The sequence below is a fragment of the Mycobacterium bourgelatii genome (genome assembly GCF_010723575.1).
GTDB lineage: Bacteria > Actinomycetota > Actinomycetes > Mycobacteriales > Mycobacteriaceae > Mycobacterium > Mycobacterium bourgelatii.
Genome location: NZ_BLKZ01000001.1, coordinates 4,641,308 through 4,665,389 on the forward strand (window position 1 = coordinate 4,641,308; position 24,082 = coordinate 4,665,389).

Here is a 24,082-nt window from a genome sequence, read left to right on the forward strand (position 1 = left end):
TTGACGAATTAGGCTGACGCCACCATGCCGACTAAAGGGTCGCCCGGGAAGACCAGCCGGACCACAGCGCAACGCGTGGGCCGGGTGCTCGAGAGGGTCACCCACCAGAGCGGGCGGCCGGATACGCCCGCGTACGGGTCGTGGTTGCTGGGGCGGGTCAACGAGAGCCAACACCGTCGACGGGTACGCATCCAGGTCATCCTGACCACGCTGATCGTGGTGGCGAACCTGATCGGGATCGGGGTGGCGATCCTGCTGGTCACCGTGGCCATTCCGGAGCCAAGCGTGTTCGAGGACGCCCCGTTATGGATCTCGACCGTAGCCGTGCCGATCTACATCGTTCTTGCGGTGGCGTTCGGCGCCTACTGGATCACCCGGCAGACGGTGCTGTCGCTGCGCTGGGCAATCGAGGAACGCAAGCCGGACCGCAACGACTCACGGAACACGTTCCTGGCTCCGTGGCGCGTCGCGGTAGTCGACCTGATTTTGTGGGGGGTCGGCGCCGTGCTGACGACGACCCTGTTCGGGATGGTCAATCACCTGTTCATCCCCCGATTCCTGCTGTCCGTGAGCTTCTGCGGCCTGTTGGTCGCCACCGGCAGTTATCTGCTGGCCGAGTTCGCGCTGCGTCCGGTCGCGGCGCAGGCGCTCGAAGCAGGGCCACCGCCGAGACGGTTGGCACCCGGAATCATGGGGCGAACCATGATGGTGTGGCTGATGGGCTCGGGTGTTCCGGTGGTGGGCATCGCGCTGCTGGCCTTCTTCGAGATCGTGCTGCGCAATCTGACCCAGACCCAGTTCGCGGTCGGGGTGCTCATCATCTCAACGGTTACCTTGATCTTCGGTTTCATCCTGATGCTGATCCTGGCGTGGCTGACGGCGACGCCGGTGCGGGTGGTGCGTGCGGCGCTGAAACGCGTCGAGCAGGGCGACCTGCGCGGCGACCTGGTGGCGTTCGACGGAACCGAACTCGGCGAGCTGCAACGCGGGTTCAACGCGATGGTTGACGGCCTACGCGAACGGGAGCGGCTGCGCGACCTTTTCGGCCGTCATGTCGGCCGTGAAGTCGCGCTGGCGGCCGAAAAGGAGAAGCCCAAACTGGGCGGCGAAGAACGCCACGTCGCTGTGGTTTTCATCGACATCGAAGGTTCGACGAAAATGGTGACCAAGCGCCCCCCGGCCGAGGTCGTCGAGGTGCTGAACCGATTCTTCGCGGTCGTCGTCGAGGAGGTGGACCGCCAGCGCGGACTCGTCAACAAATTCGAGGGTGACGCGTCGCTCGCCATTTTCGGGGCCCCTAATAGCCTCGAGAACCCCGAAGACCACGCCCTGGCAGCTGCGCGCGCCATCGCCAAACGACTGGTGGAGGAGGTCCCGGAATGCCCGGCCGGTATCGGCGTTGCCGCGGGCGAGGTGGTCGCCGGCAACGTGGGCTCCAAAGAACGCTTTGAGTACACCGTCATAGGCGAGCCGGTGAACGAGGCGGCGCGACTGTGCGAGCTCGCAAAGTCCAAGCCCGGCAAGCTGTTGGCTTCGGAGCAAGTTGTGGAGGGCGCGAGCGAAAGTGAGCGCGCCCATTGGTCTTTGGGGCGCTACGTGAAGCTGCGCGGTTACGACCAGCGCATTCGGACGGCATCGCCGGTCGAGCCGGCGAAACCCGCTAAGTAGATGACCGCCGCGGGCGCGCACAGGCGTGCGGCACGTCTCCATCGAAGCGCGGACAACCGCCGGCAATCCTTGCTTGCCCCGACCTGCGATCCACATTGATGTCGCTTTTCCGCCAGTCTTGTCGGCCGGTGGGTGTAATTGTCGAAGGGTGCATGAAGATTTCGACCGCTGCTACCGAGCCGTCCAATCCAAGGACGCCCGGTTCGACGGCTGGTTCGTCATCGCGGTCCTGACCACCCGGATCTACTGCCGCCCCAGTTGCCCTGTGCGTCCACCGTTCGCCGGTAACGTGCGTTTCCTGCCGACTGCCGCGGCCGCGCAGCGGGAGGGCTTCCGGGCCTGCAAGAGGTGCCGTCCTGACGCGTCGCCGGGGTCTCCGGAGTGGAATGTGCGCGGTGACGTCGTCGCCCGGGCCATGCGGTTGATCGCCGACGGCGCGGTGGATCGAGACGGCGTCACCGGCCTCGCCGCACACCTGGGTTACACCACTCGTCAACTGGAACGACTGCTGCAGGCCGAAGTCGGGGCGGGGCCACTCGCGCTGGCCCGCGCGCAGCGCATGCAGACCGCCCGGATCCTGATCGAGACCACGGATCTGCCCTTCGGCGACGTCGCTTTCGCCGCAGGCTTTTCCAGCATCCGCCAATTCAACGAGACCGTGCGGTTGGTGTGCGACAGCACACCGACACAGCTGCGCAAGCGCGCGGCCGCCCGATTCGGGTCCAACACGGCATCGGCGGGCGCGGTATCGCTGCGCCTGCCGGTCCGAACACCGTTCGCCTACGAGGGGGTCTTCGGTCATCTGGCCGCCAGCGCGGTGCCGGGTTGCGAGGAGGTTCGCGACGGTGCGTACCGGCGGACGCTGCGGCTGGCGTGGGGCAATGGCCTGGTGTCGCTGACCCCCGCACCCGACCACGTGCGGTGCGTGCTGGTCCTCGACGACTTCCGCGATCTCGCGGCCGCCACCGCCCGGTGCCGACGGCTGCTGGATCTGGACGCCGATCCGGAGGCCGTGGTGGAAGCGCTCAGCGGTGACCACCAGTTGCGCGCGGTAGTGAACAAAGCTCCCGGACAACGGATTCCGCGAACAGTGGACGAAGCCGAGCTAGCCGTGCGGGCCGTGCTAGGCCAGCAGGTGTCCACGAAGGCGGCACGCACCCACGCCGGCAGACTGGTCGCCGCGTACGGGCAGACAGTGACCGACCCGCACGGCCGACTGACGCACACCTTCCCGTCCACCGAGCTACTGGCTGAGATCGACCCTGCGCATCTGTCCGTTCCCAAGGCACGCCAGCGGACCGTGACCGCGCTGATCGCCGGGCTTGCCGACGGTAGCGTGACCCTGGACGCCGGATGCGACTGGGAGCGCGCGCGTCGACAGTTGCTGGAACTGCCCGGCATCGGGCCCTGGACCGCGGAAGTGATCGCCATGCGCGGACTTGGAGACCCTGACGCCTTTCCGGTCAGCGATCTGGGATTGAAGCTGGCCGCCAAGCAACTTGGCCTACCCGTCCAGGAGCGGGGACTGCTGGAGCACAGCGCCCGTTGGCGGCCGTGGCGCTCCTATGCCACCCAGCATCTGTGGACCACCCTGGAACATCCGGTAAACCAATGGCCCGTACGGGAGATCGCATGATTCACTACCGCACCATCGACAGTCCGATAGGGCCGCTGACGCTGGCCGGCCGCGGTTCGGCGCTGACGAATTTGCGCATGGTCGACCAGACCTACGAACCGAGCCGTACCGGCTGGACGGAAGACGACGGGGCGTTCGGCGACGCCGTCGCCCAATTAGAGGCGTATTTCGCCGGCGAGCTCACCGACTTCGATCTCGAACTCGACCTGCGTGGCACTGAATTCCAGCTGCGAGTCTGGAAGGCGCTGTTGACAATTCCGTATGGGGAGACGCGGTCTTATGGCGAGATCGCCGAGCAGATCGGGGCCCCCGGCGCGGCCCGCGCCGTCGGATTGGCCAACGGCCACAATCCGATTGCGATCATCGTTCCGTGCCACCGCGTGATCGGTGCCAGCGGAAAACTGACGGGCTACGGTGGCGGCCTGGACCGCAAGCAGACCCTGCTCGGATTGGAGAAGCGCCGGACACCGGCGGAATTGACCCTGTTCGACTGAACCCGTGGTCGAGGGTTTCCCGCAGACCGCCCTGCCGATCATGGGCGTGCGATGGCGCCAAACTCCAGGGAAAACCCTCTATCGAAGCAGGAAAGCGACTTATATCGTTGGCCAGCAAAATCACGGGTCCGAGGCCGCAGCCCAGAAGTCCTTTGGAGTCGGTCTCGCAACGGAGTCTGGAGGCTACCGATGTCGTCGTTTACGTTCGTCAGCCCCGAGGCAGTCACCGCTGCGGCCGCGGAGCTGGCCGAGATCGGATCGACCGTCAACTCGGCCAACGCCGCGGCAGCCGTCCCCACGACGCAGGTCATCGCGGCCGCCAGCGATGAAGTGTCCACGGCGATCGCGGCGCTGTTCAGTACAAGCGGCCAGCAGTTCCAAGCTCTTTCCGCCCAAGCGGCGACCATTCACGGCGAGTTCGTGAAGCTGTTGAGCGGTGGCGCCGCCCAGTATGTGAGCACTGAGCTCGCAAATGCCCAGCAAACGCTGGCGAACGCGATCGGAGCTGGCCAGAGCGCCGTGTCTGCGGCCGAAACGCAGACCGTCCTACCCCCTCTCAGTTTTCCCACGCCGTTCGGCGAATTCGCGTTGAACTACAGCGAGGTTTACCCGGACGGCTTGAACGGGCCTCTCTCGTCGAGTCTGAGAGTAACCACTCCGCTCGGCTCACTCGTTTGGGAGACGAATGGGATCATGTCGGAGACCGGAAAGGTGATCACAACAACCGGGGGGACATTGATCACGCCACCGGCGGTCCCATTCCTCGCCGCGTTAGCCGGCCCTTACATCACAGGTGGGGCATCGCTGAGCAACAGCACCAACGCGTTCTTCAATGCCGTACAGACCGGGAACCCGTTGGGGGCCGCGGTCGCATGGTTGGGGGCCCCGTTCAATTTCACCGGCGCCGTGCTCTTCGGGCATGAAACGATCTCGATCCCGCTTGGGGAGGAAATCGGCGCGTACCCGCGGACGTTCCACATTCCCTTTGGCGGACTTTTCGCGCCCGCCCAACCCATCCGGGTCACATCGCCCACCTACACGATTGACAATCCCATATGGAACCCCCCGGGGGTGGAGGCCGTAAGCCTGGCACATGACATCGCCTACAGCGGAACGCAGTTCGGCGGATTCTTCCCGGTCCTGCTGAACACGATCGTAAGCACTTTTCTGCGCTGACTTCGGACACCCGTTGGGTGAGTTCTGCATTTCCAGTTCGCTGACCTGCGCTTTCGCTCGGCTTAGCGGCTCGTCTGGGGCACCAAGCCGGTAGCTTCGGGCCGTGGCGTACATGCGGAAGGTGCGCACGCGCCCTGGGGCCCGGTGACTGTGCAGGTGGTCCGCAAACATCGAGGGGCAGCGCACGATCCTGACGCACGTGGCGTCGGCGCACACCGATGCCCAGCCCGGGATTCTGGCGGGGCAGGCCCGTCGAATCGCCGCGCAGGACCACGGCGTTTTGGATATCGAGGTGCCCGCGCGGACCCAGTAGTCCATCGACGGCATTGCCGACTGGCGAACCGGCACCTTGCCGTTGTCGCGGTTGGCCTGCCCCGTCGCGGGGATGTCGGCCTCGCCGAACGTGAGGGGAGCACCCGGCCCTAGGTCGGTTTCGGGCCACAGTCCACACTCTCGGCGCGAACGACGCGGCCAACTCCAGGGAAATCCCTCTATCGACGCGGCCACACCGACAATACGGTCTTGGATGCCGCGAGGACATCTCGACGAGGCGGTTGCTGGCGCGAAAGCCACTAAGCGCACTCCTGAAAGACCAGTCCCGAAGGCGAACCGTCGTTGCCAGTATCCAAGTTGGAGGTTTCTTGATGCCATCGACATTCATCGCGCCGGAGATCGTGGCTGGGGCCGCTTCGGAGTTGGCCGAGATAGGAGCGGCGATCGGCTCGGCAAATGCGTCGGCCGCAGCACCTACGACGCAGGTACTGGCTGCTGCCGCCGATGAGGTGTCCACGGCGATCGCGGCATTGTTCAGTACCAACGCCCAGCAATTCCAATCCCTCGCCAACCAGGCCTTGAATTTTCACGACGGATTCGTGAAATTGTTGAATAACAGCGCGGCCCAGTACCTCAGCACGGAGCTGACCAATGCTCAACAAACCCTGGCCAACACGCTGAATGCGCCCATTCAGAACCTTTTGGGCCAACTCGCGATCGGAAGCGCCTCAACCCTGCCAAACCCCGCCGCCTCAGGGACATCCGGCCCAGTCTTGTGGGAGACACCATTCGGCCCGATAAAAGCATGGACGACCGTGGACTACGCCGACGTACTCCCTGGAGCAATGACGATGACGCTAACCCTTGAGACTGCAGTTGGGACCGTGGTGTGGTCCAACAGCGGTTTGTTGTCCCCCCCCTCCTCCCAAATGACCGGGGGAACAATAACCCTGCCCCCGGCGCTTCCGCTGCTAGCGGCCATGGCCGGCCCCTATGTCACCGGGCAAGCCTCGCTCGCGAACAGCAACAACGCATTCTTCGCTGCCATTGCTAATGGTGACTTCGTGGGCGCTACCAGTGCATTCGTATCCGCGCCTTTCGAATTCACCAATTCCATACTGTTTGGCCATCACACGGTCGAGATTGGGTCATCCCAGTTGCCAGCAATTCTGAACACTGGTGGCGTTGGCGGGCAGGATGCCTTCACGCTCAAGATTCCCTTTGGCGGGCTCATGGCTGGTGCTCAGCCCATTTCGGTAACCTATTATGACCAGCCGGGGACGTTTGTGGGTTCAACCTATTCGTATCAGGGCACCCAATTGGGCGGCCTAGGTTATGAAATCGCCCGGGCGACCGGCGGGCTCGCACTCCTCCAGGCAATCGGCGCCATTTAGCGAGAGCCCCGCCACTCCTCACCAGCAGACCACCGTACTCGGCGACATTGGCCGTCGGCGTCGCGGAATCCGAATGCAAGGTCTTGGTTGGCATCGGCCGCCGGCAGCTTAGCGAGCAACGTGGCTCATTGCTGGGCAGTGAGGCGCTCAGCGCCGCGCAGCAGCCGGTCTCGGCGGGCCGGCGCATGCAAAAACACCCCCATTGCTGGGGGTGTTTTTGTGTGTTCGGCGGTGTCCTACTTTTCCACGCGAAAAGCGCAGTATCATCGGCGCTGACAGGCTTAGCTTCCGGGTTCGGAATGGGACCGGGCGTTTCCCTGTCGCTGTGGCCGCCGTAACTCTATTTATTTTATACATTCAAGTTTGTTTGGTGGCGGGGTGCAGTGTCTAACGGCATAAATGCCGGAGACGGATAGTGGTTGCGATTGGTTTGTGTTGGTAAGTTTTCGGCCGGTTAGTGCCAGTCCCCTTCACCCATTACTGAGCTTCCAGGTCTGGCCTATCGAACCCGTGTTCTGCGGGGGGCCTTATCCCTCCTAGAGGGTGAGAAACCTGATCTTGGAGAAGGTTTCCCGCTTAGATGCTTTCAGCGGTTATCCTGTCCGAACGTAGCTATCCAGCGGTGCCCCTGGTGGGACAACTGGTGCACTAGAGGTTCGTCCGTCCCGGTCCTCTCGTACTAGGGACAGGTTTCCTCAAGTTTCTGACGCGCGCGGCGGATAGAGACCGAACTGTCTCACGACGTTCTAAACCCAGCTCGCGTGCCGCTTTAATGGGCGAACAGCCCAACCCTTGGGACCTGCTCCAGCCCCAGGATGCGACGAGCCGACATCGAGGTGCCAAACCATCCCGTCGATATGGACTCTTGGGGAAGATCAGCCTGTTATCCCCGGGGTACCTTTTATCCGTTGAGCGACACCCCTTCCACTCGGGGGTGCCGGATCACTAATCCCGACTTTCGTCCCTGCTTGACTTGTAGGTCTCGCAGTCAAGCTCCCTTGTGCATTTACACTCAACACCTGATTGCCGTCCAGGTTGAGGGAACCTTTGGGCGCCTCCGTTACATTTTAGGAGGCAACCGCCCCAGTTAAACTACCCACCAGGCACTGTCCGTGAACCGGATATACGGTTCGACGTTAGGTGTCCAATACGATCAGAGTGGTATTTCAACAACGACTCCACCTCAACTGGCGTCGAGGCTTCACAGTCTCCCACCTATCCTACACAAACCGTACCGAACACCAATACCAAGCTATAGTGAAGGTCCCGGGGTCTTTTCGTCCTGCCGCGCGTAACGAGCATCTTTACTCGTAGTGCAATTTCGCCGAGTCTATGGTTGAGACAGTTGAGAAGTCGTTACGCCATTCGTGCAGGTCGGAACTTACCCGACAAGGAATTTCGCTACCTTAGGATGGTTATAGTTACCACCGCCGTTTACTGGGGCTTAAATTCTCCGCTTCACCCTTACGAGTTAACGGGTCCTCTTAACCTTCCAGCACCGGGCAGGCGTCAGTCCGTATACATCGTCTTGCGACTTCGCACGGACCTGTGTTTTTAGTAAACAGTCGCTTCTCACTGGTTTCTGCGACCGGTTTCCGCTCCCACCGCAAGGGTGTTCACGGCATGCCGGTCCCCCTTCTCCCGAAGTTACGGGGGCATTTTGCCGAGTTCCTTAACCATAGTTATCTCGTACGCCTTGGTATTCTCTACCTGACCACCTGTGTTGGTTTGGGGTACGGGCCGTGTGTGAACTCGCTAGAGGCTTTTCTTGGCAGCAGAGGATCACCGAATTCGCCTCAATCGGCTATGCATCACCTCTCAGGATTAATGAGCGACGGATTTGCCTATCGCTCTCCCTACGGGCTTGCCCCAGTATTACCACTGACTGGTACGGCTACCTTCCTGCGTCACCCCTTCGCTTGACTACTACCAACTGGGGTCCCACGCAGCCGGTCACCGTCGCACCCCGAAGGGATTGATCAGCGACCATTTGGGTGGTTAGCACAATTGATTCATCACGGGCGCGCACACACGGGTACGGGAATATCAACCCGTTGTCCATCGACTACGCCTGTCGGCCTCGCCTTAGGTCCCGACTCACCCTGGGCGGACTGGCCTGGCCCAGGAACCCTTGGTCTTTCGGCGGGCAAGGTTCTCACTTGCCTATTCGCTACTCATGCCTGCATTCTCACTCCCCCACCCTCCACCGTCGGTCACCCGACGGCTTCGCTGAATGAGGGACGCTCCCCTACCCACACCTACATACGTAGATGTGCCGCGGCTTCGGCGGTGTGCTTGAGCCCCGCTACATTATCGGCGCACAATCACTTGACCAGTGAGCTATTACGCACTCTTTCAAGGGTGGCTGCTTCTAAGCCAACCTCCTGGTTGTCTTTGCGACTGCACATCCTTTTCCACTTAGCACACGCTTGGGGGCCTTAGCCGGCGATCTGGGCTGTTTCCCTTTCGACGTACGGAGCTTATCCCCCGCCGTCTCACTGCCACGCTTGACACCACGGCATTCGGAGTTTGGCTGACGTCAGTAACCTGATAGGGCCCATTGGCCATCCAGTAGCTCTACCTCCGTGGTGAACCACGCAACGCTGCACCTAAATGCATTTCGGGGAGAACCAGCTATCACGGAGTTTGATTGGCCTTTCACCCCTACCCACAGCTCATCCCCTCAGTCTTCAACCTAAGTGGGTTCGGGCCTCCACGCGGTCTTACCCGCGCTTCACCCTGGCCATGGGTAGATCACTCCGCTTCGGGTCCAGAACATGCCACTACACCCCTTACGGGGATACGCCCTATTCAGACTCGCTTTCGCTGCGGCTACCCCACACGGGTTAACCTCGCGACATGTCCCTGACTCGCAGGCTCATTCTTCAAAAGGCACGCCATCACCCCACGAGGAGGCTCTGACGGATTGTAGGCGCACGGTTTCAGGTACTCTTTCACTCCCCTCCCGGGGTACTTTTCACCATTCCCTCACGGTACTAATCCGCTATCGGTCATCGAGAAGTATTTAGGCTTACCGGGTGGTCCCGGCAGATTCACAGCAAATTCCACGGGCTCGCTGCTACTCGGGAGCTAAAACAAGGCAGGTGTCGGGTTTTAACGTACCGGGCTCTCACCGTCTACGGCGGACCATCCCAGGCCACTTCCGCTAACCACAACACTTTTTGACTGCCCCTCAGCCAGGTAGAGCTGAGAAGTAATAGTCCCACAACCCCGCACACACAACCCCTACCCGGTATCGCATGCGTGCGGTTTAGCCATTTTCCGCGTTCGCTCGCCACTACTAGCGGAATCACAATTGTTTTCTCTTCCTACGGGTACTGAGATGTTTCACTTCCCCGCGTTCCCTCCCGCACCCTATATATTCAGGTACGGGTAACACGACATGACTCGTGCTGGGTTTCCCCATTCGGACATCCTCGGATCCACGCTCGGTTGGCAGCTCCCCGAGGCATATCGCAGCCTCCCACGTCCTTCATCGGCTCTCGATGCCAAGGCATCCACCATGCGCCCTTAGACACTTACAAACACTACAAAAACCAAAGAATAAAATTGCACAAAACAACACGTCACCGCGAACGGCAACGCATACATTTTGATGCTCGCAACCACTATCCAATTCTCAAACACCACACCCCACCACCAAGATGGTGGGACAACCCTCGAAACAGCGTCCGAGTGTTGCCTCAGGACCCAATAGTGTGTCTGGCTTTTGCTTGTTGCTTGCACCCGGCCCTCGTCCACTACAGACGAGAACCCCTCACGGCTCGCACCCCACTTGTTGGGGTGCCTTTCGTGGTGCTCCTTAGAAAGGAGGTGATCCAGCCGCACCTTCCGGTACGGCTACCTTGTTACGACTTCGTCCCAATCGCCGATCCCACCTTCGACAGCTCCCTCCCAAAGGGTTAGGCCACTGGCTTCGGGTGTTACCGACTTTCATGACGTGACGGGCGGTGTGTACAAGGCCCGGGAACGTATTCACCGCAGCGTTGCTGATCTGCGATTACTAGCGACTCCGACTTCACGGGGTCGAGTTGCAGACCCCGATCCGAACTGAGACCGGCTTTAAAAGGATTCGCTTAACCTCGCGGCATCGCAGCCCTTTGTACCGGCCATTGTAGCATGTGTGAAGCCCTGGACATAAGGGGCATGATGACTTGACGTCATCCCCACCTTCCTCCGAGTTGACCCCGGCAGTCTCTCACGAGTCCCCGGCATTACCCGCTGGCAACATGAGACAAGGGTTGCGCTCGTTGCGGGACTTAACCCAACATCTCACGACACGAGCTGACGACAGCCATGCACCACCTGCACACAGGCCACAAGGGAACGCCTATCTCTAGACGCGTCCTGTGCATGTCAAACCCAGGTAAGGTTCTTCGCGTTGCATCGAATTAATCCACATGCTCCGCCGCTTGTGCGGGCCCCCGTCAATTCCTTTGAGTTTTAGCCTTGCGGCCGTACTCCCCAGGCGGGGTACTTAATGCGTTAGCTACGGCACGGATCCCAAGGAAGGAAACCCACACCTAGTACCCACCGTTTACGGCGTGGACTACCAGGGTATCTAATCCTGTTCGCTCCCCACGCTTTCGCTCCTCAGCGTCAGTTACTGCCCAGAGACCCGCCTTCGCCACCGGTGTTCCTCCTGATATCTGCGCATTCCACCGCTACACCAGGAATTCCAGTCTCCCCTGCAGTACTCTAGTCTGCCCGTATCGCCCGCACGCTCACAGTTAAGCCGTGAGATTTCACGAACAACGCGACAAACCACCTACGAGCTCTTTACGCCCAGTAATTCCGGACAACGCTCGCACCCTACGTATTACCGCGGCTGCTGGCACGTAGTTGGCCGGTGCTTCTTCTCCACCTACCGTCAGCCTGAGGAACCCCAGACCTTCGTCGATGGTGAAAGAGGTTTACAACCCGAAGGCCGTCATCCCCCACGCGGCGTCGCTGCATCAGGCTTGCGCCCATTGTGCAATATTCCCCACTGCTGCCTCCCGTAGGAGTCTGGGCCGTATCTCAGTCCCAGTGTGGCCGGACACCCTCTCAGGCCGGCTACCCGTCGTCGCCTTGGTAGGCCGTCACCCCACCAACAAGCTGATAGGCCGCGGGCCCATCCCACACCGCAAAAGCTTTCCACCTCTTAGGCATGCGCCGAGAGGTCCTATCCGGTATTAGACCCAGTTTCCCAGGCTTATCCCAGTGTGCAGGGCAGATTACCCACGTGTTACTCACCCGTTCGCCACTCGAGTACCCCCGAAGGGGCCTTTCCGTTCGACTTGCATGTGTTAAGCACGCCGCCAGCGTTCGTCCTGAGCCAGGATCAAACTCTCCAAACAAAATCGCCTCGGTATCGAGGAGAATTCACAATCAGAGAAATCTGACCTAACAAAAAGACACCAATACTGGCATCTGAAAAAACGACTACACCCACACACGGGGAGTGCTAGGTGCAGTCAAAAAACAACAAACAAAAACACCAAACACACTATTGAGTTCTCAAACAACACTTGTTCCGCCCGCTTTGGGGCAACCCTGCCAGCTTAATACAGATCCGGCAGGAAAGTCAACTCCCGGTTTCGGTCCTCTTTGTCTTGAGGTCCGCGCCTGATTGGCGTTGACGTTGCTTAGTGTACCCGCTCGATCTCCGCTCCCAAAATCCGCAGGTTCTCGACGAATAATGGGTAGCCGCGGTCGATGTGGAAGACGTCGTGGACCTCCGTATCGCCGTCTGCCACAAGGCCGGCCAGCACCAGGCCGGCGCCGGCTCGGATGTCCGAACACCACACCGGAGCGCTCGACAGTTGAGGCAGTCCGCGCACCACCGCGTGGTGTCCGTCGGTGCGGGCATCGGCACCCAGTCGGATCATCTCCTCGACGAACCGGAACCGGGCTTCGAACACGTTCTCGGTGATCATCGAAGTGCCGTCGGCAATTGATGCCAGCGCGATCGCCATGGGTTGCAAATCCGTCGGGAATCCGGGGAAAGGCAGCGTCGCGACGTTGACCGCCTTGGGCCGCTCGTATTGGGCGACGCGGAAACTGTCGTCGGTTTGGGTGACGGTGGCACCCGCGTCGTGCAGCTTGTGCAGCACCAACTGCAGATGCGACGGATCTATTCCCGTCACTGTGATGTCGCCGCGCGTCATGGCGGCCGCGATACCCCACGTCGCAGCGACGATGCGGTCCCCGATCACTCGGTGCTCGGTCGGGTACAGCCGCGGGACGCCGGTGATCGTCATCGTCGGCGAGCCGGCACCCTCGACCTGCGCGCCCATCTGGTTCAACATCGTGCACAGGTCCACGACATCGGGCTCGCGCGCCGCGTTGTGGATGGTCGTGACGCCCTCGGCGAGGACCGCGGCCATCAGGATGTTCTCCGTAGCTCCCACCGAGGGGAACTCCAATTGAATCTCGGCACCCCGCAACGTATCGGCATAAGCAACTACACAGCCGTGCTCGATGTTGCACGTCGCACCGAGCTGCCGCAGGCCCGCTTGGTGCATGTCTAGCGGGCGCGACCCGATCGCATCGCCGCCGGGCAGTGCGACCCTGGCCTTCTTGCAGCGCCCGACCAGCGGGCCCAGGACACACACCGACGCGCGGAACTGCCGCACCGCCGCGAAGTCGGCGTCGTACTTGGGTTCGTCGGGTGAGGTGATGCGGGCCACATCACCGTCGAGCTCCACCGTCGCGCCCAGGCCACGCAGCACCTCGGCCATCAACGGCACGTCGAGGATGTCGGGGCAGTTGGTGATAGTGCTGGTGCCCTCGGCCAGCAATGTCGCCGCCATCAGCTTGAGGACGCTGTTCTTGGCACCTCCGACGGCGACTTCGCCTGACAACCGGTTGCCACCAGTTACCACGAATCGCTCCGCCACCCGGGTCAGTCTAGTGAAGGGCTATCGGCTTGTCAGTCAGCTGACTCGGTTCCGCCGGGTACGGTTTTGGGCATGGCTGTCCACCTGACCCGCATATATACCCGGACCGGCGACGACGGGACCACCGGATTGAGTGATTTCTCGCGGGTGTCCAAGACTGACGAGCGGTTGGTGGCGTACGCGGACTGCGACGAGGCCAACTCCGCGATCGGCGTCGCCCTTGCCCTGGGCGGGCCGGACGAGCAGATCGCGGCTGTGCTCCGGCAGATCCAAAATGATCTGTTCGACGCGGGCGCGGACTTGTCCACCCCGGTGGTGGAGAACCCCGAGCATCCCCCGCTTCGTATCACGCAGGCCTATATCGATCGCCTCGAAAAATGGTGTGACAGCTACAACGAGCCGCTGCCGGCACTGAATTCTTTTGTGTTGCCGGGTGGTTCACCGCTGTCGGCGCTGTTGCACGTCGCGCGTACCGTGGTGCGCCGAGCCGAGCGCTCGGCGTGGGCCGCCGTGGACGCCCATCGCGAGGGCGTCAGCGTGCTGCCCGCGAAATACCTCAACCGACTGTCGGACCTGCTGTTCATCCTCGCGCGCGTGGCCAACCCCGATGGTGACGTGAAGTGGAAGCCGGGCGGCGGTCGCGGCGCAAGCTAGGCGCACTACCGCCGTCAGACCCGGCGCCGGCGCGAACGTGGCGACGGACGGGACTCCAGCCAGGACTGAAACGCGGTCAACGCCCCTCTGTCCAAGGCGATTTCGTACCCCGTGCGGCGGTCCTGCGTGGTGTCGCGCAGCTCCAGAACGACGATCTCGTCGGTCATGATGTCGTATTCGTCGCCGCGTGGCCCGCGCCTGCCCACGACCTCCAACCCACGCCTGCTGAGCCGGCGATCCGGCCACAAGCGCAAGCTGGACAACCGGTAGAAAGCCGCTTCGCCGCCGCGGTAACGGATTACACCGTGACGCCAGCCATGACCGCCGACGGCGGGGATGTCGCGCATGATGCCCGCCGTTCCGCCCTGGCGCAGCTTCCACAACCGATAGCTGAGCGCCAGTACCGCAAGGCCCAGCACCATGACGAGCACGGCCATAGCGATAATGGGCGCGCTCATCGGACTGTTAGTCGATCACGCCGAGAGCGCGCAATCTCGCGCGCCCCCGAGCGGCCGTCTTCGGGTCGTCGGACTCGGCATCCTGCCTGGCTGCGCTCTCGTCGATGTCCTTCTCGAACTCGGCTGACTCAGCAAGCACGCTGATGCCGTCTTCGGTGACCGTCAAGAAGCCACCATCGACCGCGATGCGCAGGTCCTCTCCGTCTTCCCGTTCGACGCGCACCATGGCGTCGTCGACCAACTGCGCCACCAACGGAATGTGGTTGGGGAGGATGCCGATCTCACCAACGGTGGTGCGAGTGAACAGGAACGTCGCCTCGCCCGACCAAATCTGGCGGTCGACCGCGACGATCTGAACGTTCAATACGGCCATGTCACAACACCTCCGCTGCGCGCCGGGTCAGGTAGCCGTGCCCGATCACAGCTTGACGTCGTAGGTCTCGGCCTTCTTAGCCAGGTCCTCAAGGCCGCCGATCAGGAAGAAGGCCTGCTCGGGTACGTGGTCGAAGTCGCCCTTGGTCAGCTTGTCGAACGCTTCGATGGTCTCCTTCACCGGCACCGTGGAACCTGGCTGGCCGGTGAACTGCTCGGCGGCCATCATGTTCTGCGACAAGAATCGCTCGATGCGCCGCGCCCGGTTGACCAACTGCTTGTCTTCTTCGGACAGCTCGTCGATACCCAGAATGGCGATGATGTCCTGGAGGTCCTTGTAGCGCTGCAGGATTCGGATGACTTCCTGCGCAACCCGGTAGTGCTCTTCGCCGACGACGCCGGGGTCCAGGATCGTTGAGCTGGATGCGAGCGGGTCCACCGCGGGGAAGATGCCCTTGGAGAACACCGAACGCGACAGCTCGGTGGTGGCGTCCAGGTGGGCGAAGGTGGTTGCCGGCGCCGGGTCGGTGTAGTCGTCGGCGGGCACATACACGGCCTGCATGGACGTAATCGACTTGCCTCGGGTCGAGGTGATGCGCTCCTGCAGCTCGCCCATCTCGTCCGCCAGCGTCGGCTGGTAACCCACCGCGGACGGCATACGACCGAGCAGCGTCGACACCTCCGAGCCGGCCTGGGTGAACCGGAAGATGTTGTCGATGAACAGCAGCACGTCCTGGCCGGCTTCGTCACGGAACCATTCCGCCATGGTCAGCGCGGACAGGGCCACCCGCATACGGGTGCCGGGCGGCTCGTCCATCTGACCGAACACCAGCGCGGTGTCCTTGAGGACGTCGGCTTCCTTCAGCTCGACCCAGAGGTCGTTGCCCTCACGGGTCCGCTCCCCCACGCCGGCGAAAACCGAAGTGCCACCGAAGTTACGGGCAATACGGTTGATCATCTCCTGAATCAGCACCGTCTTACCCACGCCGGCACCGCCGAACAGCGCGATCTTGCCGCCACGCACGTACGGGGTCAGCAGGTCGACGACCTTCAGGCCCGTCTCGAGCATCTCGGTGCGGGGCTCCAGGTCCTCGAAGGCCGGCGGCTTGCGGTGGATCGACCAGTGGTCGAAGTCCTCGCCGTACCCCTCCTCGTCCAGGCAGCGGCCCAACGCGTTGAAGACGTGGCCCTTGACCTTTTCGCCCACCGGCACCGAGATCGAACGACCCGTGTCGGTGACCTCGACGCCGCGCACCAAGCCGTCGGTGGGCTGCATCGAGATGGTGCGCACCAAGTTGTCGCCCAGGTGCTGCGCCACCTCCAGCGTGAGCGTCTTCTTCAGCGACTCGAAAGGGATGTCGGCATGCAACGCGTTGAACAGTCCCGGTACGGAGCCGCGCGGAAATTCAACGTCGACAACGGGACCCGTGATCCGAACCACGCGACCGTTGGTGTCGGAGCCGCCCGACTTCTTGTCAGTCGTTTCTGAAGTGGCAGTCATAGTTCTTTCGCTTCCTCGTCGGGCCTATTTGGAGGCGTCGGCGAGCGCGTTTGCGCCACCGACGATTTCGCTGATCTCTTGGGTGATCTGGGCCTGCCGCTCGCGGTTCGCTTGCAGCGTCAGGTCCTTGATCAAATCGTCGGCGTTATCGGTCGCCGACTTCATGGCGCGTTGGCGCGAGGCCAGTTCTGATGCCGCAGATTCCAGCAGTGCGGCGTACACCCGCGTCGTCAGGTAGCGCGGCAACAAGGCCTCGAACAACGTCGTCGCGTCCGGCTCAAAGGAGTACAGGGTATGCGGACCGGTTTCTTCTTCCTCGACGTACTCCACGACCAACGGCGCGATCCGGTGCGCCACGGCTTGCTGCGACATCATCGACTTGAATTCCGAGTAGACAATGTGCAATTCGTCGACGCCCTCTACCCCGTCGGCGTTGTCGTCGTCGTCATCTCGGCCCGCCATGAAGGTGGTGACCAGAGTGTCGGCGATTTCCGACGCGTTCTCGGGCTGGGGTTGCTCGGAGAAACCCGTCCAAGCCTGCTTGATGTCCCAGTGCCGGAATGAGAAGTAGTTCTGGGCCTTGCGGCCGACCGTGTACAGAACCGGCTCCTTGCCTTCCTCCCGCAGCAGGGAGAACAACTCCTCCGACCGGCGGAAGATGCTGGAGTTGTAGGCGCCGCACAGACCGCGGTCCGAGGACACCACCAGAACGCCCGCCCGCGTCGGGTTTTCGCGTTCGACGAGCAATGGATGGTCCAGCGCCGCCTCTGCGGACAGGGTCAGCAACGTCGAGGTGAGCAGGAAGTTGTAGGGCCGTGCGGCTTCCAGCCGAGCCTGAGCTTTGCCGATGCGCGAGGTCGCGATCAGTTCCTGGGCCTTGGTGATCTTCTTGATCGAGCCCGCCGACCGAATCCGGCCACGAAGTTCACGAAGTGTGGCAGCCATTTTTAGCTACTTCTTGCCCTTCTTGTCCTTGGGCTTCGGCTTTTCCTTCTTGACCTTCACGGACTCCTTCTCGAGCTCCTCTTCGTCGAGAGCTTCGACGTGCTCGTCACGCACCACCGACTCGCCGCTGCTGGTCGAGAAGCCCTTCTTGAAGTGGTTGATGATGTCAACGAGCTTGTTTTCGGCTTCCTCGCCGAGCTTTTCGGTCTTGCGAATCTCTTCGAGGAACCCTTCCTCGGAGGCCCGTATGTGGTCCAGCAGCTCGGCTTCGAAGCGCTTGACGTCCTCGACAGGCACCGAGTCCAGGTGGCCGCCGGTACCCAGGAAGATCGAAACGACCTGCTCCTCAACGGCCATCGGCTGGAACTGCGGTTGCTTGAGCAGCTCGACCAGACGCTCGCCGCGTGCCAGCTGCTTCTTCGACGTTTCGTCGAGGTCCGAAGCGAACGCTGCGAAGGATTCCAGTTCGCGGTACTGAGACAGGTCCAGACGCAGCGAACCGGCCACTTCCTTCATCGCCTTGATCTGCGCGGCGCCACCGACGCGGGAAACCGACACACCGACATTGATGGCCGGCCGGACGCCCTGGTTGAACAGGTCGCTCTCCAGGAAGCACTGCCCGTCGGTGATCGAGATGACGTTGGTCGGAATGTAGGCCGAGATGTCGTTGGCCTTCGTCTCGATGATCGGCAGCCCGGTCAACGAACCGCCACCGAGCTCGTCGGACAGCTTGGCGCAGCGCTCCAACAACCGGGAATGCAGGTAGAAGACGTCGCCCGGGTAAGCCTCGCGACCCGGCGGGCGGCGCAGCAGCAGCGAGATCGCACGGTAGGCCTCGGCCTGCTTGGTCAGGTCGTCAAAAACGATCAGCACATGCTTGCCGTCGTACATCCAGTGCTGCGCGATCGCCGAACCTGTGTACGGCGCAAGCCATTTGAAGCCGGCCGAGTCGGAAGCCGGGGCCGCGACGATGGTGGTGTAGTCCATCGCGCCGCCCTCCTCCAGGGCCTGGCGCACGGCGGCGATCGTGGTGCCCTTCTGACCGATGGCCACGTAGACGCAGCGCACCTGCTTCTTCTCGTCGCCGGTCTCCCAGTTCTTGCGCTGGTTGAGGATCGTGTCCACGCAGACCGCAGTCTTGCCGGTCTTGCGGTCACCGATGATCAGCTGACGCTGCCCGCGGCCGATCGGCGTCATGGCGTCGATCGCCTTGATGCCGGTCTGCAGCGGCTCCTTAACGCCCTGGCGCTGCACCACCGACGGCGCCTGCAACTCGAGCGCGCGCCGGATGTCGGTGTCGATATCACCGCCCCCATCGATCGGCTGGCCCAGCGGGTTGACCACGCGGCCCAGGAACGCGTCACCGACCGGCACGGACAGCACGTCGCCGGTGCGCTTGACCTGCTGGCCCTGTTGGATTTTGTCGAAGTCACCGAGGATGACCGCGCCGATGTTGTGCTCGTCCAGGTTGAGGGCGACACCGAGGACTCCGCCCTCGAACTCGAGCAGCTCCTGCGTCATCACAGAGGGCAAACCCTCGACGTGAGCGATACCGTCCCCCGCGTCGACGACGGTGCCCACCTCTTCGCGGGAGGTGTCGGAGGTGAACGAACTTACGTACTCTTCAATCGCGCTCTGAATGTCATCAGCGGAGATTGTCAAGTCGGCCATGGCTTTTCGTCTTCCTATTTCGGAGTTTGTGGTGACTAGTTGGTATTGGGGTTAGTCGGGCAACTGGGCTTCGGCGGCGGCCAAGCGTGACTTCAACGTGCCGTCGATCACCTCGTCGCCCACCGAAATCAGAAGGCCGCCAAGCACATCGGCATCCACCTGAAGCTGCACCGCCACCGGATGCCCGTAGATGCGGCTCAGCACCTCGCCAAGACGGGTGCGTTGCGCATCGCTGAGTTCGGCGGCCGCGCTGACCTGGGCGACGATCTCGCCGCGGCGCGCTACGGCGACTTCTGCCAGGAACAAGATGGCTTCATTCGCCGGCTGGTGACCCCTCAACAGCTCGACCGTGTGGGACAGCAATGCCGCGGCGATCTTGTTAACGTCGCCGCTGGCGCTGTCGAGCACGTTGCGTAGCAATTCGACGCGGCGCTCGGCCGGGGTGGTCTGGTCGCCCAGCAGGATGGCCAGGCGCGGCTGCGTGTCGACGATGCGCGAGAAACGGAACAGCTGGTCCTCGACCTCGTCGACCCGATCCTGGCGTTGGGCGACCTCTAGCAGCGCTTGTCGCGAGACGTGCTCGAGGGCATCGATCAGATCGCCGTTAGCCGACCAACGCTCGGAAACCGCTGTCTTGAGGATGTCGAGCGTGGAATCGGCAACCTTGCCCGATACCAGGCGCTCGATGAGTTTGACTCGCGGCGAGGCCTCTTCGGCAGGCGTGGTGAGGTACCGCGTCACGACAACTTCGCGGTTCAGCATCGCCGCGACCGAAACCAGCTCGTCGGCCAGCTTTTCCAGCGCAGACTCGTCGAGATCTTTGGCGATGGTGTCGAACCGGTCGACGAGGTTACCCAGAGCGCGCCGACTCGCAGAGCGCATTCTTGCCAGCACGGGTGACTCGACGTCGGACGGCTCGGGCGCCATGTCGTCCAGCTCATCGAGGAACCGGTCCACGGTGGCCGAACGCCGTTCCTCGTCGGCCACGTAGTCGCGCACCAATTCCTTTGCCTGGCGCACGGATTCGTGGCCCAGCTCCAGCCGGAGCTGACGAGTCATCTGGATCCGGAGCAGTTCCACCTGGCGCACGCCCTGTGCCTTGATGCGTTCCGCGTCAGACTCAGCCTGCGCCTGTAGCTGCTCGGAAATCCGCTCGGAGTCGGCCTTGGCCTCTTCGACGAGGCGCTCCGCCTCTTCCTTTGCCCGTTGGACGGCTTGGCTGTGCGCTGTGGTCGACTCGGTCAGCCGCTTGGTGGCCTTCAGCGAATCTTCCAACTGCCGACGCACCATCTCCTGCCGGTCAGACATCAAGCGACGCACCGGCGGAACGACATACCGCACAACCAGCAGCACGATGAGCGCAAATCCGATTAGTTGGCCAATAAAAGTAGGCCCGATAATATTAGGCATCGTGCTACCTAGTCGTACCTGACGGGGCGACGTCGACTCCGAGGATTCGACTGGCCAGCGTGGCCGACATGGTTCCGACGTTGGCACGCAAGTCCATTTCGACGGAGTCCCTTTCCCGCTTCAATTGCTCGTTGGCCGTTGCCAATGTCGATGCCACTTCCTGCTCCGCCCGGGAGCGCGCCTGCTCGATCACCTTGCGACCCTCGGTCCGGGCGTTGTCGCGGAACGTACCCGCCTGAGCTCGGGCTTCCTTCATGGCTGCTTCGTAGTCGGACTCCGCGGCGGCGAACTGATCGGACGCCTTCTTGCTGTCCGAGACCGTCTTGGCAACCATGGCATCGCGTTCCCGCAGCACCCGCAGGATCGGTGGCACCACCCAGGTGCTGATGACGCCGAGCACGACCAGGAAGATCGCCAGCACAAAGAAGAACGTGGCGTCGGGAATGAGGAAGTTCTTCTGGCCTTCCGCTAGGACGTCAACAGCCGAAGCAAGACCGCGCACTTCGCCTTCAGGACCCATCACTACGAATTACTGGGCGCCCGGAGTGGCAAAGACAAACAACGCCATGAACGCCAAATTGATGAAGTAGGCTGCCTCAACCAGACCAACGGTGATGAAGAACGGCGTAAACAACCGTCCCTGCGCCTCGGGCTGGCGGGCAACCCCGGAAATCAGCGCGTTACCGGCGATACCGTCACCGATACCGGCACCAATGGCGCCGCCACCCATGATGATCCCACCGCCGATGAGGGCGCCGGAAAGGATTTGGGGATCCACAGCCATTCTTATCCTCCTTGATAACTCTGGTAGCGGTCTACCAGGATTTTTAGTGATGGTCTTCTTCGAGCTCCATGGCCTGGCTGAAGTACAGGATCGTCAGCAGCGCGAAAATGAACGCCTGGATGGCACCGACGAACAGGTCGAACGATTTCCAGATCGCATTTGGCAGCCACATGATGTACCACGGGAACATTGCGATCAGAGCAACCAGAATCCCGCCGGCGAAGATGTTGCCAAAAAGACGGAGCGACAACGAGATCGGCTTCGCAAGCTCTTCGACGATGTTGATCGGCGCAAGCAGCGTGACGTGTCCCTTCACGACCTTCACGGGGTGTCCGATAATTCCCCGGCGCCAAATGCCCGCCGCGTGATAGCAGATGAAGACGAACAGGGCCAGCGCCAGCACGTAGTTGATGTCCGCTGCCGCCGATGACAGCAATTCGGTCGACTTGCCGTCTTCCTCGTACTGCACCGGGAGAACAGCAAGCCAGTTCGAGATCAGGATGAACACGAAAATGGTGACCGCGAGCGGGAGGACAAACGGTGCGATCCGCATGCCGATGGCACTTTCGACCTGGCCACGAAGCTGAATGGTGATTGCCTCGAAGAACAGCTGCACTCCACTCGGCACGTCCGTCGAGGTGACCTTGGACCGCAAATAAAAGGCCAGTGCGATCACGATCGCCGCGGCGATGGCTGTCGACAGGATCGTGTCAATGTTGACGGTGAACCCAAGCAATTCGGCCGTGCGGTGGTGACCAACCTCGATTTCAGCGGCCACGATCGATTCAGTCATCGCTGCTGCGTCCCTCCGTCCCTACCGCTTCCGCTGCCGGTCGCCCCGTTCGCAGTTTCTTCCAGACCGGCAATGCGGTCGCTGCCACTAGTAACACCTGGAAGAGTGCCAGTCCAAACATCACGCCCAATCCGGAAGGCCGGAAGATGTAGGCGATGACCAACGCGATGACGGTGATAATCGCGAGCCGCGACGCCGAGTTCAGAGCCATCGTGCTTTTCAACGGATGGTCTTTCGCGGTAATCGAGGTTACCGACCGCCGCACCAGGAGCGCGTTGAGCAAACCCAGCAGCATCCCGAGGCCGAAGAACGCACCGATCTTCACTTGACCATTCAGTCCGGTGAGGAGCAGCGCCACCGCCGTCACGCCAGCGCTGATGACCAGCAGAAGAACTGGACGAAAAGCAACGGACGGAAACACCAACGGCGCGTCCTGCGCTGGTGTCGTCACTGCGGTACCTCAATCCGGGGTTGATGTCGTGGGAAACACTCGACTGACTGTTTTGTAGCCCGCCGAGCGTATCGCAAGGCTCATGGCGGAATCACCCAAGGGGTCACTCCCTGTGTCGGTCTTTTATCGGCACGCTCGAATGTGCATCCGACGGGCCGGGGGGCCGGCAACCCGCGAAGTTTATTTCGGGGTTCTACCAGCACCGTACCACACGAAATGTGCTACTACTACTGGCTGTCGTAGGCTCCGCCGGACGGGTTCCGATCAGCCCTCGGCTAGTCCCCTCGGCTAGTCGTAGTCGAGGTACTCGTCGTCCTCTTCATCGCGGCGCAAGAGAGGTATCACCGTCGCGACCCCGGCCACGAAAATCGCGCCGAGCATCACCGCCCCCGTATGTCGGGGGTCGAAAAAGATCGTGCTGGCGGCACCGAAGGCCACGATGCCCACCCAGAGATAAATCAGCAGCACCACCCGACGATGCGAATGCCCGATCTGCAGCAATCGGTGGTGCAGATGCATTTTGTCCGGGGTGAAGGCGCTACGGCCGGCCCGGGTGCGACGAACGATGGCCAGCAGCAGGTCGAGCATCGGCACGAACATGACCGCTATCACCAGTAGGAACGGCGACAGCAGAGCAAACACGTCGCGAGCGCCGTAGGCGTTCTGCGAGACGGGACCGGCGGCGGTGGTCGACGCCGCAGCGAGCATCAGGCCGATGAGCATCGATCCGGAGTCACCCATGAAGATCTTGGCCCGGTGGAAGTTGTGCGGCAAAAAGCCGAGGCAGGCGCCCGCGAGCACCACCGAAATCACTGCGGGCGGATAAAACAGCACGTCACCGCCATGATCGCGGAGCAGACCGACCGAGAACATGCAGATGGCCAGTGCCGTGATGAGGCCAAGTCCGGCGGCAAGGCCGTCGAGTCCGTCGACGAAGTTCATTGCGTTGACGATCGAAACCGTCAGCGCCAAGGTGAGCAGGATCGACGAGGCCTGGTCCAACACGATGGTTCCGACGCCGCCGAAGGGGATGTAGAGCACGCTCCAGGCAACGCCCATGGTGACCAGCACGCTGGCCGCCGTAATCTGGCCAGCAAACTTTGTCAGGGCGTCTAGCCCCCACCGGTCATCGATCAGCCCGATGCCCATGATGACCGCTCCGGCCACCAGCACGGCGGGCATGCCGGTTGAGTAGACGAAGCCGCGCGTGAGCGCCGGAAGCTGCGATGCGAGAAACACCGCCGAGACGACGCCGAGGAACATGGCCAGCCCACCCATCCGCGGGGTCGGCGTGACGTGCACATCCCGTTCTCGTGGGTAGGCCACCGCACCCAGTCGGGTGGCAAGGACGCGCACCGGTCCGGTGGCGAAATACGTGATGATGGCGGCGGTCAGGCCGACGAGGGCCAGTTCGCGCAGTGGGACACCGGCGCTGCGATCGTTGAGTGCTAGCAAGCCACCGGCAAGGCTGGCCACGTCGCTGGACACCTCGAGACCCTA

18 protein-coding genes, 3 rRNA genes and 1 pseudogene are annotated in these 24,082 nt (G+C 62.1%); 7 read left to right on the plus strand and 15 right to left on the minus strand.

From position 1 onward, the window contains the following. Positions 1-24: 24 nt before the first annotated feature. The 6 genes and pseudogenes from G6N68_RS19930 (at position 25) to G6N68_RS19950 (ending at position 6,641) form a co-directional block, all read left to right on the plus strand. A complete protein-coding gene (locus G6N68_RS19930) occupies positions 25-1,668 on the plus strand; it encodes an adenylate/guanylate cyclase domain-containing protein (protein WP_163716012.1) in 1,644 nt (547 codons plus the stop codon). Between the two features lie 148 nt (positions 1,669-1,816). After that, positions 1,817-3,304 carry a DNA-3-methyladenine glycosylase 2 family protein gene (locus G6N68_RS19935; RefSeq protein WP_163716015.1) on the plus strand — a complete coding sequence of 496 codons (1,488 nt, stop codon included), beginning with the start codon at positions 1,817-1,819 and terminating at the stop codon, positions 3,302-3,304. Next, positions 3,301-3,798 (plus strand): methylated-DNA--[protein]-cysteine S-methyltransferase, encoded by a 498-nt coding sequence (locus tag G6N68_RS19940; protein ID WP_163716018.1) that lies wholly within the window; start codon positions 3,301-3,303, stop codon positions 3,796-3,798. Before G6N68_RS19935 ends, G6N68_RS19940 begins: the two co-directional genes overlap by 4 nt. Before the next feature lie 189 nt (positions 3,799-3,987). Continuing rightward, positions 3,988-4,974, plus strand: a complete 987-nt coding sequence (locus G6N68_RS31560) for a PE family protein (protein WP_163716021.1) — start codon at positions 3,988-3,990, stop codon at positions 4,972-4,974. 112 nt (positions 4,975-5,086) lie between these two features. Then, a pseudogene (locus tag G6N68_RS32370) lies at positions 5,087-5,284 on the plus strand (IS1634 family transposase); the annotation flags it as partial. A gap of 334 nt (positions 5,285-5,618) precedes the next feature. After that, the gene (locus G6N68_RS19950; protein ID WP_163716024.1) at positions 5,619-6,641 is read left to right on the plus strand and encodes a PE family protein; all 1,023 of its coding nucleotides are present in this window, start codon (positions 5,619-5,621) and stop codon (positions 6,639-6,641) included. Positions 6,642-6,864: 223 nt separating this feature from the next. On the opposite strand, the gene rrf is transcribed toward G6N68_RS19950, so the two are convergent. The 4 genes from rrf to murA form a co-directional block, all read right to left on the minus strand. Continuing rightward, positions 6,865-6,978 (minus strand): 5S ribosomal RNA (gene rrf / locus G6N68_RS19955). Between the two features lie 97 nt (positions 6,979-7,075). Continuing rightward, a 23S ribosomal RNA gene (locus G6N68_RS19960) occupies positions 7,076-10,186 on the minus strand. A gap of 282 nt (positions 10,187-10,468) precedes the next feature. Beyond that, positions 10,469-12,001 (minus strand): 16S ribosomal RNA (locus G6N68_RS19965). Together the 16S, 23S and 5S rRNA genes form the textbook arrangement of a ribosomal RNA operon. 288 nt (positions 12,002-12,289) lie before the next feature. Further along, on the minus strand, positions 12,290-13,543 hold the full coding sequence (murA, locus tag G6N68_RS19970) for a UDP-N-acetylglucosamine 1-carboxyvinyltransferase (protein ID WP_163716027.1): 1,254 nt from the start codon (positions 13,541-13,543) through the stop codon (positions 12,290-12,292). Between the two features lie 72 nt (positions 13,544-13,615). Here murA and G6N68_RS19975 point away from each other — a divergent pair, with 72 nt between their 5' ends. Then, on the plus strand, positions 13,616-14,197 hold the full coding sequence (locus G6N68_RS19975) for a cob(I)yrinic acid a,c-diamide adenosyltransferase (protein ID WP_163716030.1): 582 nt from the start codon (positions 13,616-13,618) through the stop codon (positions 14,195-14,197). A gap of 14 nt (positions 14,198-14,211) precedes the next feature. Here G6N68_RS19975 and G6N68_RS19980 read toward each other — a convergent pair whose 3' ends face one another. The 11 genes from G6N68_RS19980 to G6N68_RS20030 all read right to left on the minus strand — a co-directional run bounded on the left by G6N68_RS19980 (position 14,212) and on the right by G6N68_RS20030 (position 24,070). Beyond that, complete coding sequence (locus G6N68_RS19980) at positions 14,212-14,655, minus strand: DUF2550 domain-containing protein (RefSeq protein ID WP_163716033.1); 444 nt, start codon at positions 14,653-14,655, stop codon at positions 14,212-14,214. Positions 14,656-14,662: 7 nt separating this feature from the next. Beyond that, positions 14,663-15,028, minus strand: coding sequence for a F0F1 ATP synthase subunit epsilon (locus G6N68_RS19985; protein ID WP_163716036.1), 366 nt, complete (start codon positions 15,026-15,028; stop codon positions 14,663-14,665). Positions 15,029-15,073: 45 nt separating this feature from the next. Further along, positions 15,074-16,528: a F0F1 ATP synthase subunit beta gene (gene atpD / locus G6N68_RS19990; protein ID WP_163716039.1), complete on the minus strand. Its 1,455-nt coding sequence runs from the start codon at positions 16,526-16,528 to the stop codon at positions 15,074-15,076. Between the two features lie 24 nt (positions 16,529-16,552). Further along, positions 16,553-17,473 carry a F0F1 ATP synthase subunit gamma gene (locus tag G6N68_RS19995; protein WP_163716041.1) on the minus strand — a complete coding sequence of 307 codons (921 nt, stop codon included), beginning with the start codon at positions 17,471-17,473 and terminating at the stop codon, positions 16,553-16,555. Positions 17,474-17,479: 6 nt separating this feature from the next. After that, positions 17,480-19,144, minus strand: coding sequence for a F0F1 ATP synthase subunit alpha (atpA, locus tag G6N68_RS20000; RefSeq protein ID WP_163716044.1), 1,665 nt, complete (start codon positions 19,142-19,144; stop codon positions 17,480-17,482). Between the two features lie 51 nt (positions 19,145-19,195). Next, the gene (locus tag G6N68_RS20005; protein ID WP_163716047.1) at positions 19,196-20,554 is read right to left on the minus strand and encodes a F0F1 ATP synthase subunit B/delta; all 1,359 of its coding nucleotides are present in this window, start codon (positions 20,552-20,554) and stop codon (positions 19,196-19,198) included. 4 nt (positions 20,555-20,558) lie between these two features. Then, positions 20,559-21,074, minus strand: coding sequence for a F0F1 ATP synthase subunit B (locus G6N68_RS20010; RefSeq protein ID WP_163716050.1), 516 nt, complete (start codon positions 21,072-21,074; stop codon positions 20,559-20,561). 9 nt (positions 21,075-21,083) lie between these two features. Continuing rightward, positions 21,084-21,332 carry a F0F1 ATP synthase subunit C gene (locus G6N68_RS20015; protein ID WP_205351496.1) on the minus strand — a complete coding sequence of 83 codons (249 nt, stop codon included), beginning with the start codon at positions 21,330-21,332 and terminating at the stop codon, positions 21,084-21,086. A 49-nt stretch (positions 21,333-21,381) separates the two neighbouring features. Then, positions 21,382-22,131: a F0F1 ATP synthase subunit A gene (atpB, locus tag G6N68_RS20020; protein ID WP_163716055.1), complete on the minus strand. Its 750-nt coding sequence runs from the start codon at positions 22,129-22,131 to the stop codon at positions 21,382-21,384. Then, a complete protein-coding gene (locus G6N68_RS20025) occupies positions 22,124-22,582 on the minus strand; it encodes an ATP synthase subunit I (RefSeq protein ID WP_163716059.1) in 459 nt (152 codons plus the stop codon). The genes atpB and G6N68_RS20025 overlap by 8 nt, the downstream gene beginning before the upstream one ends. A 288-nt stretch (positions 22,583-22,870) precedes the next feature. Beyond that, positions 22,871-24,070, minus strand: a complete 1,200-nt coding sequence (locus G6N68_RS20030) for a glycosyltransferase family 4 protein (protein ID WP_163716060.1) — start codon at positions 24,068-24,070, stop codon at positions 22,871-22,873. Positions 24,071-24,082: the final 12 nt, after the last annotated feature.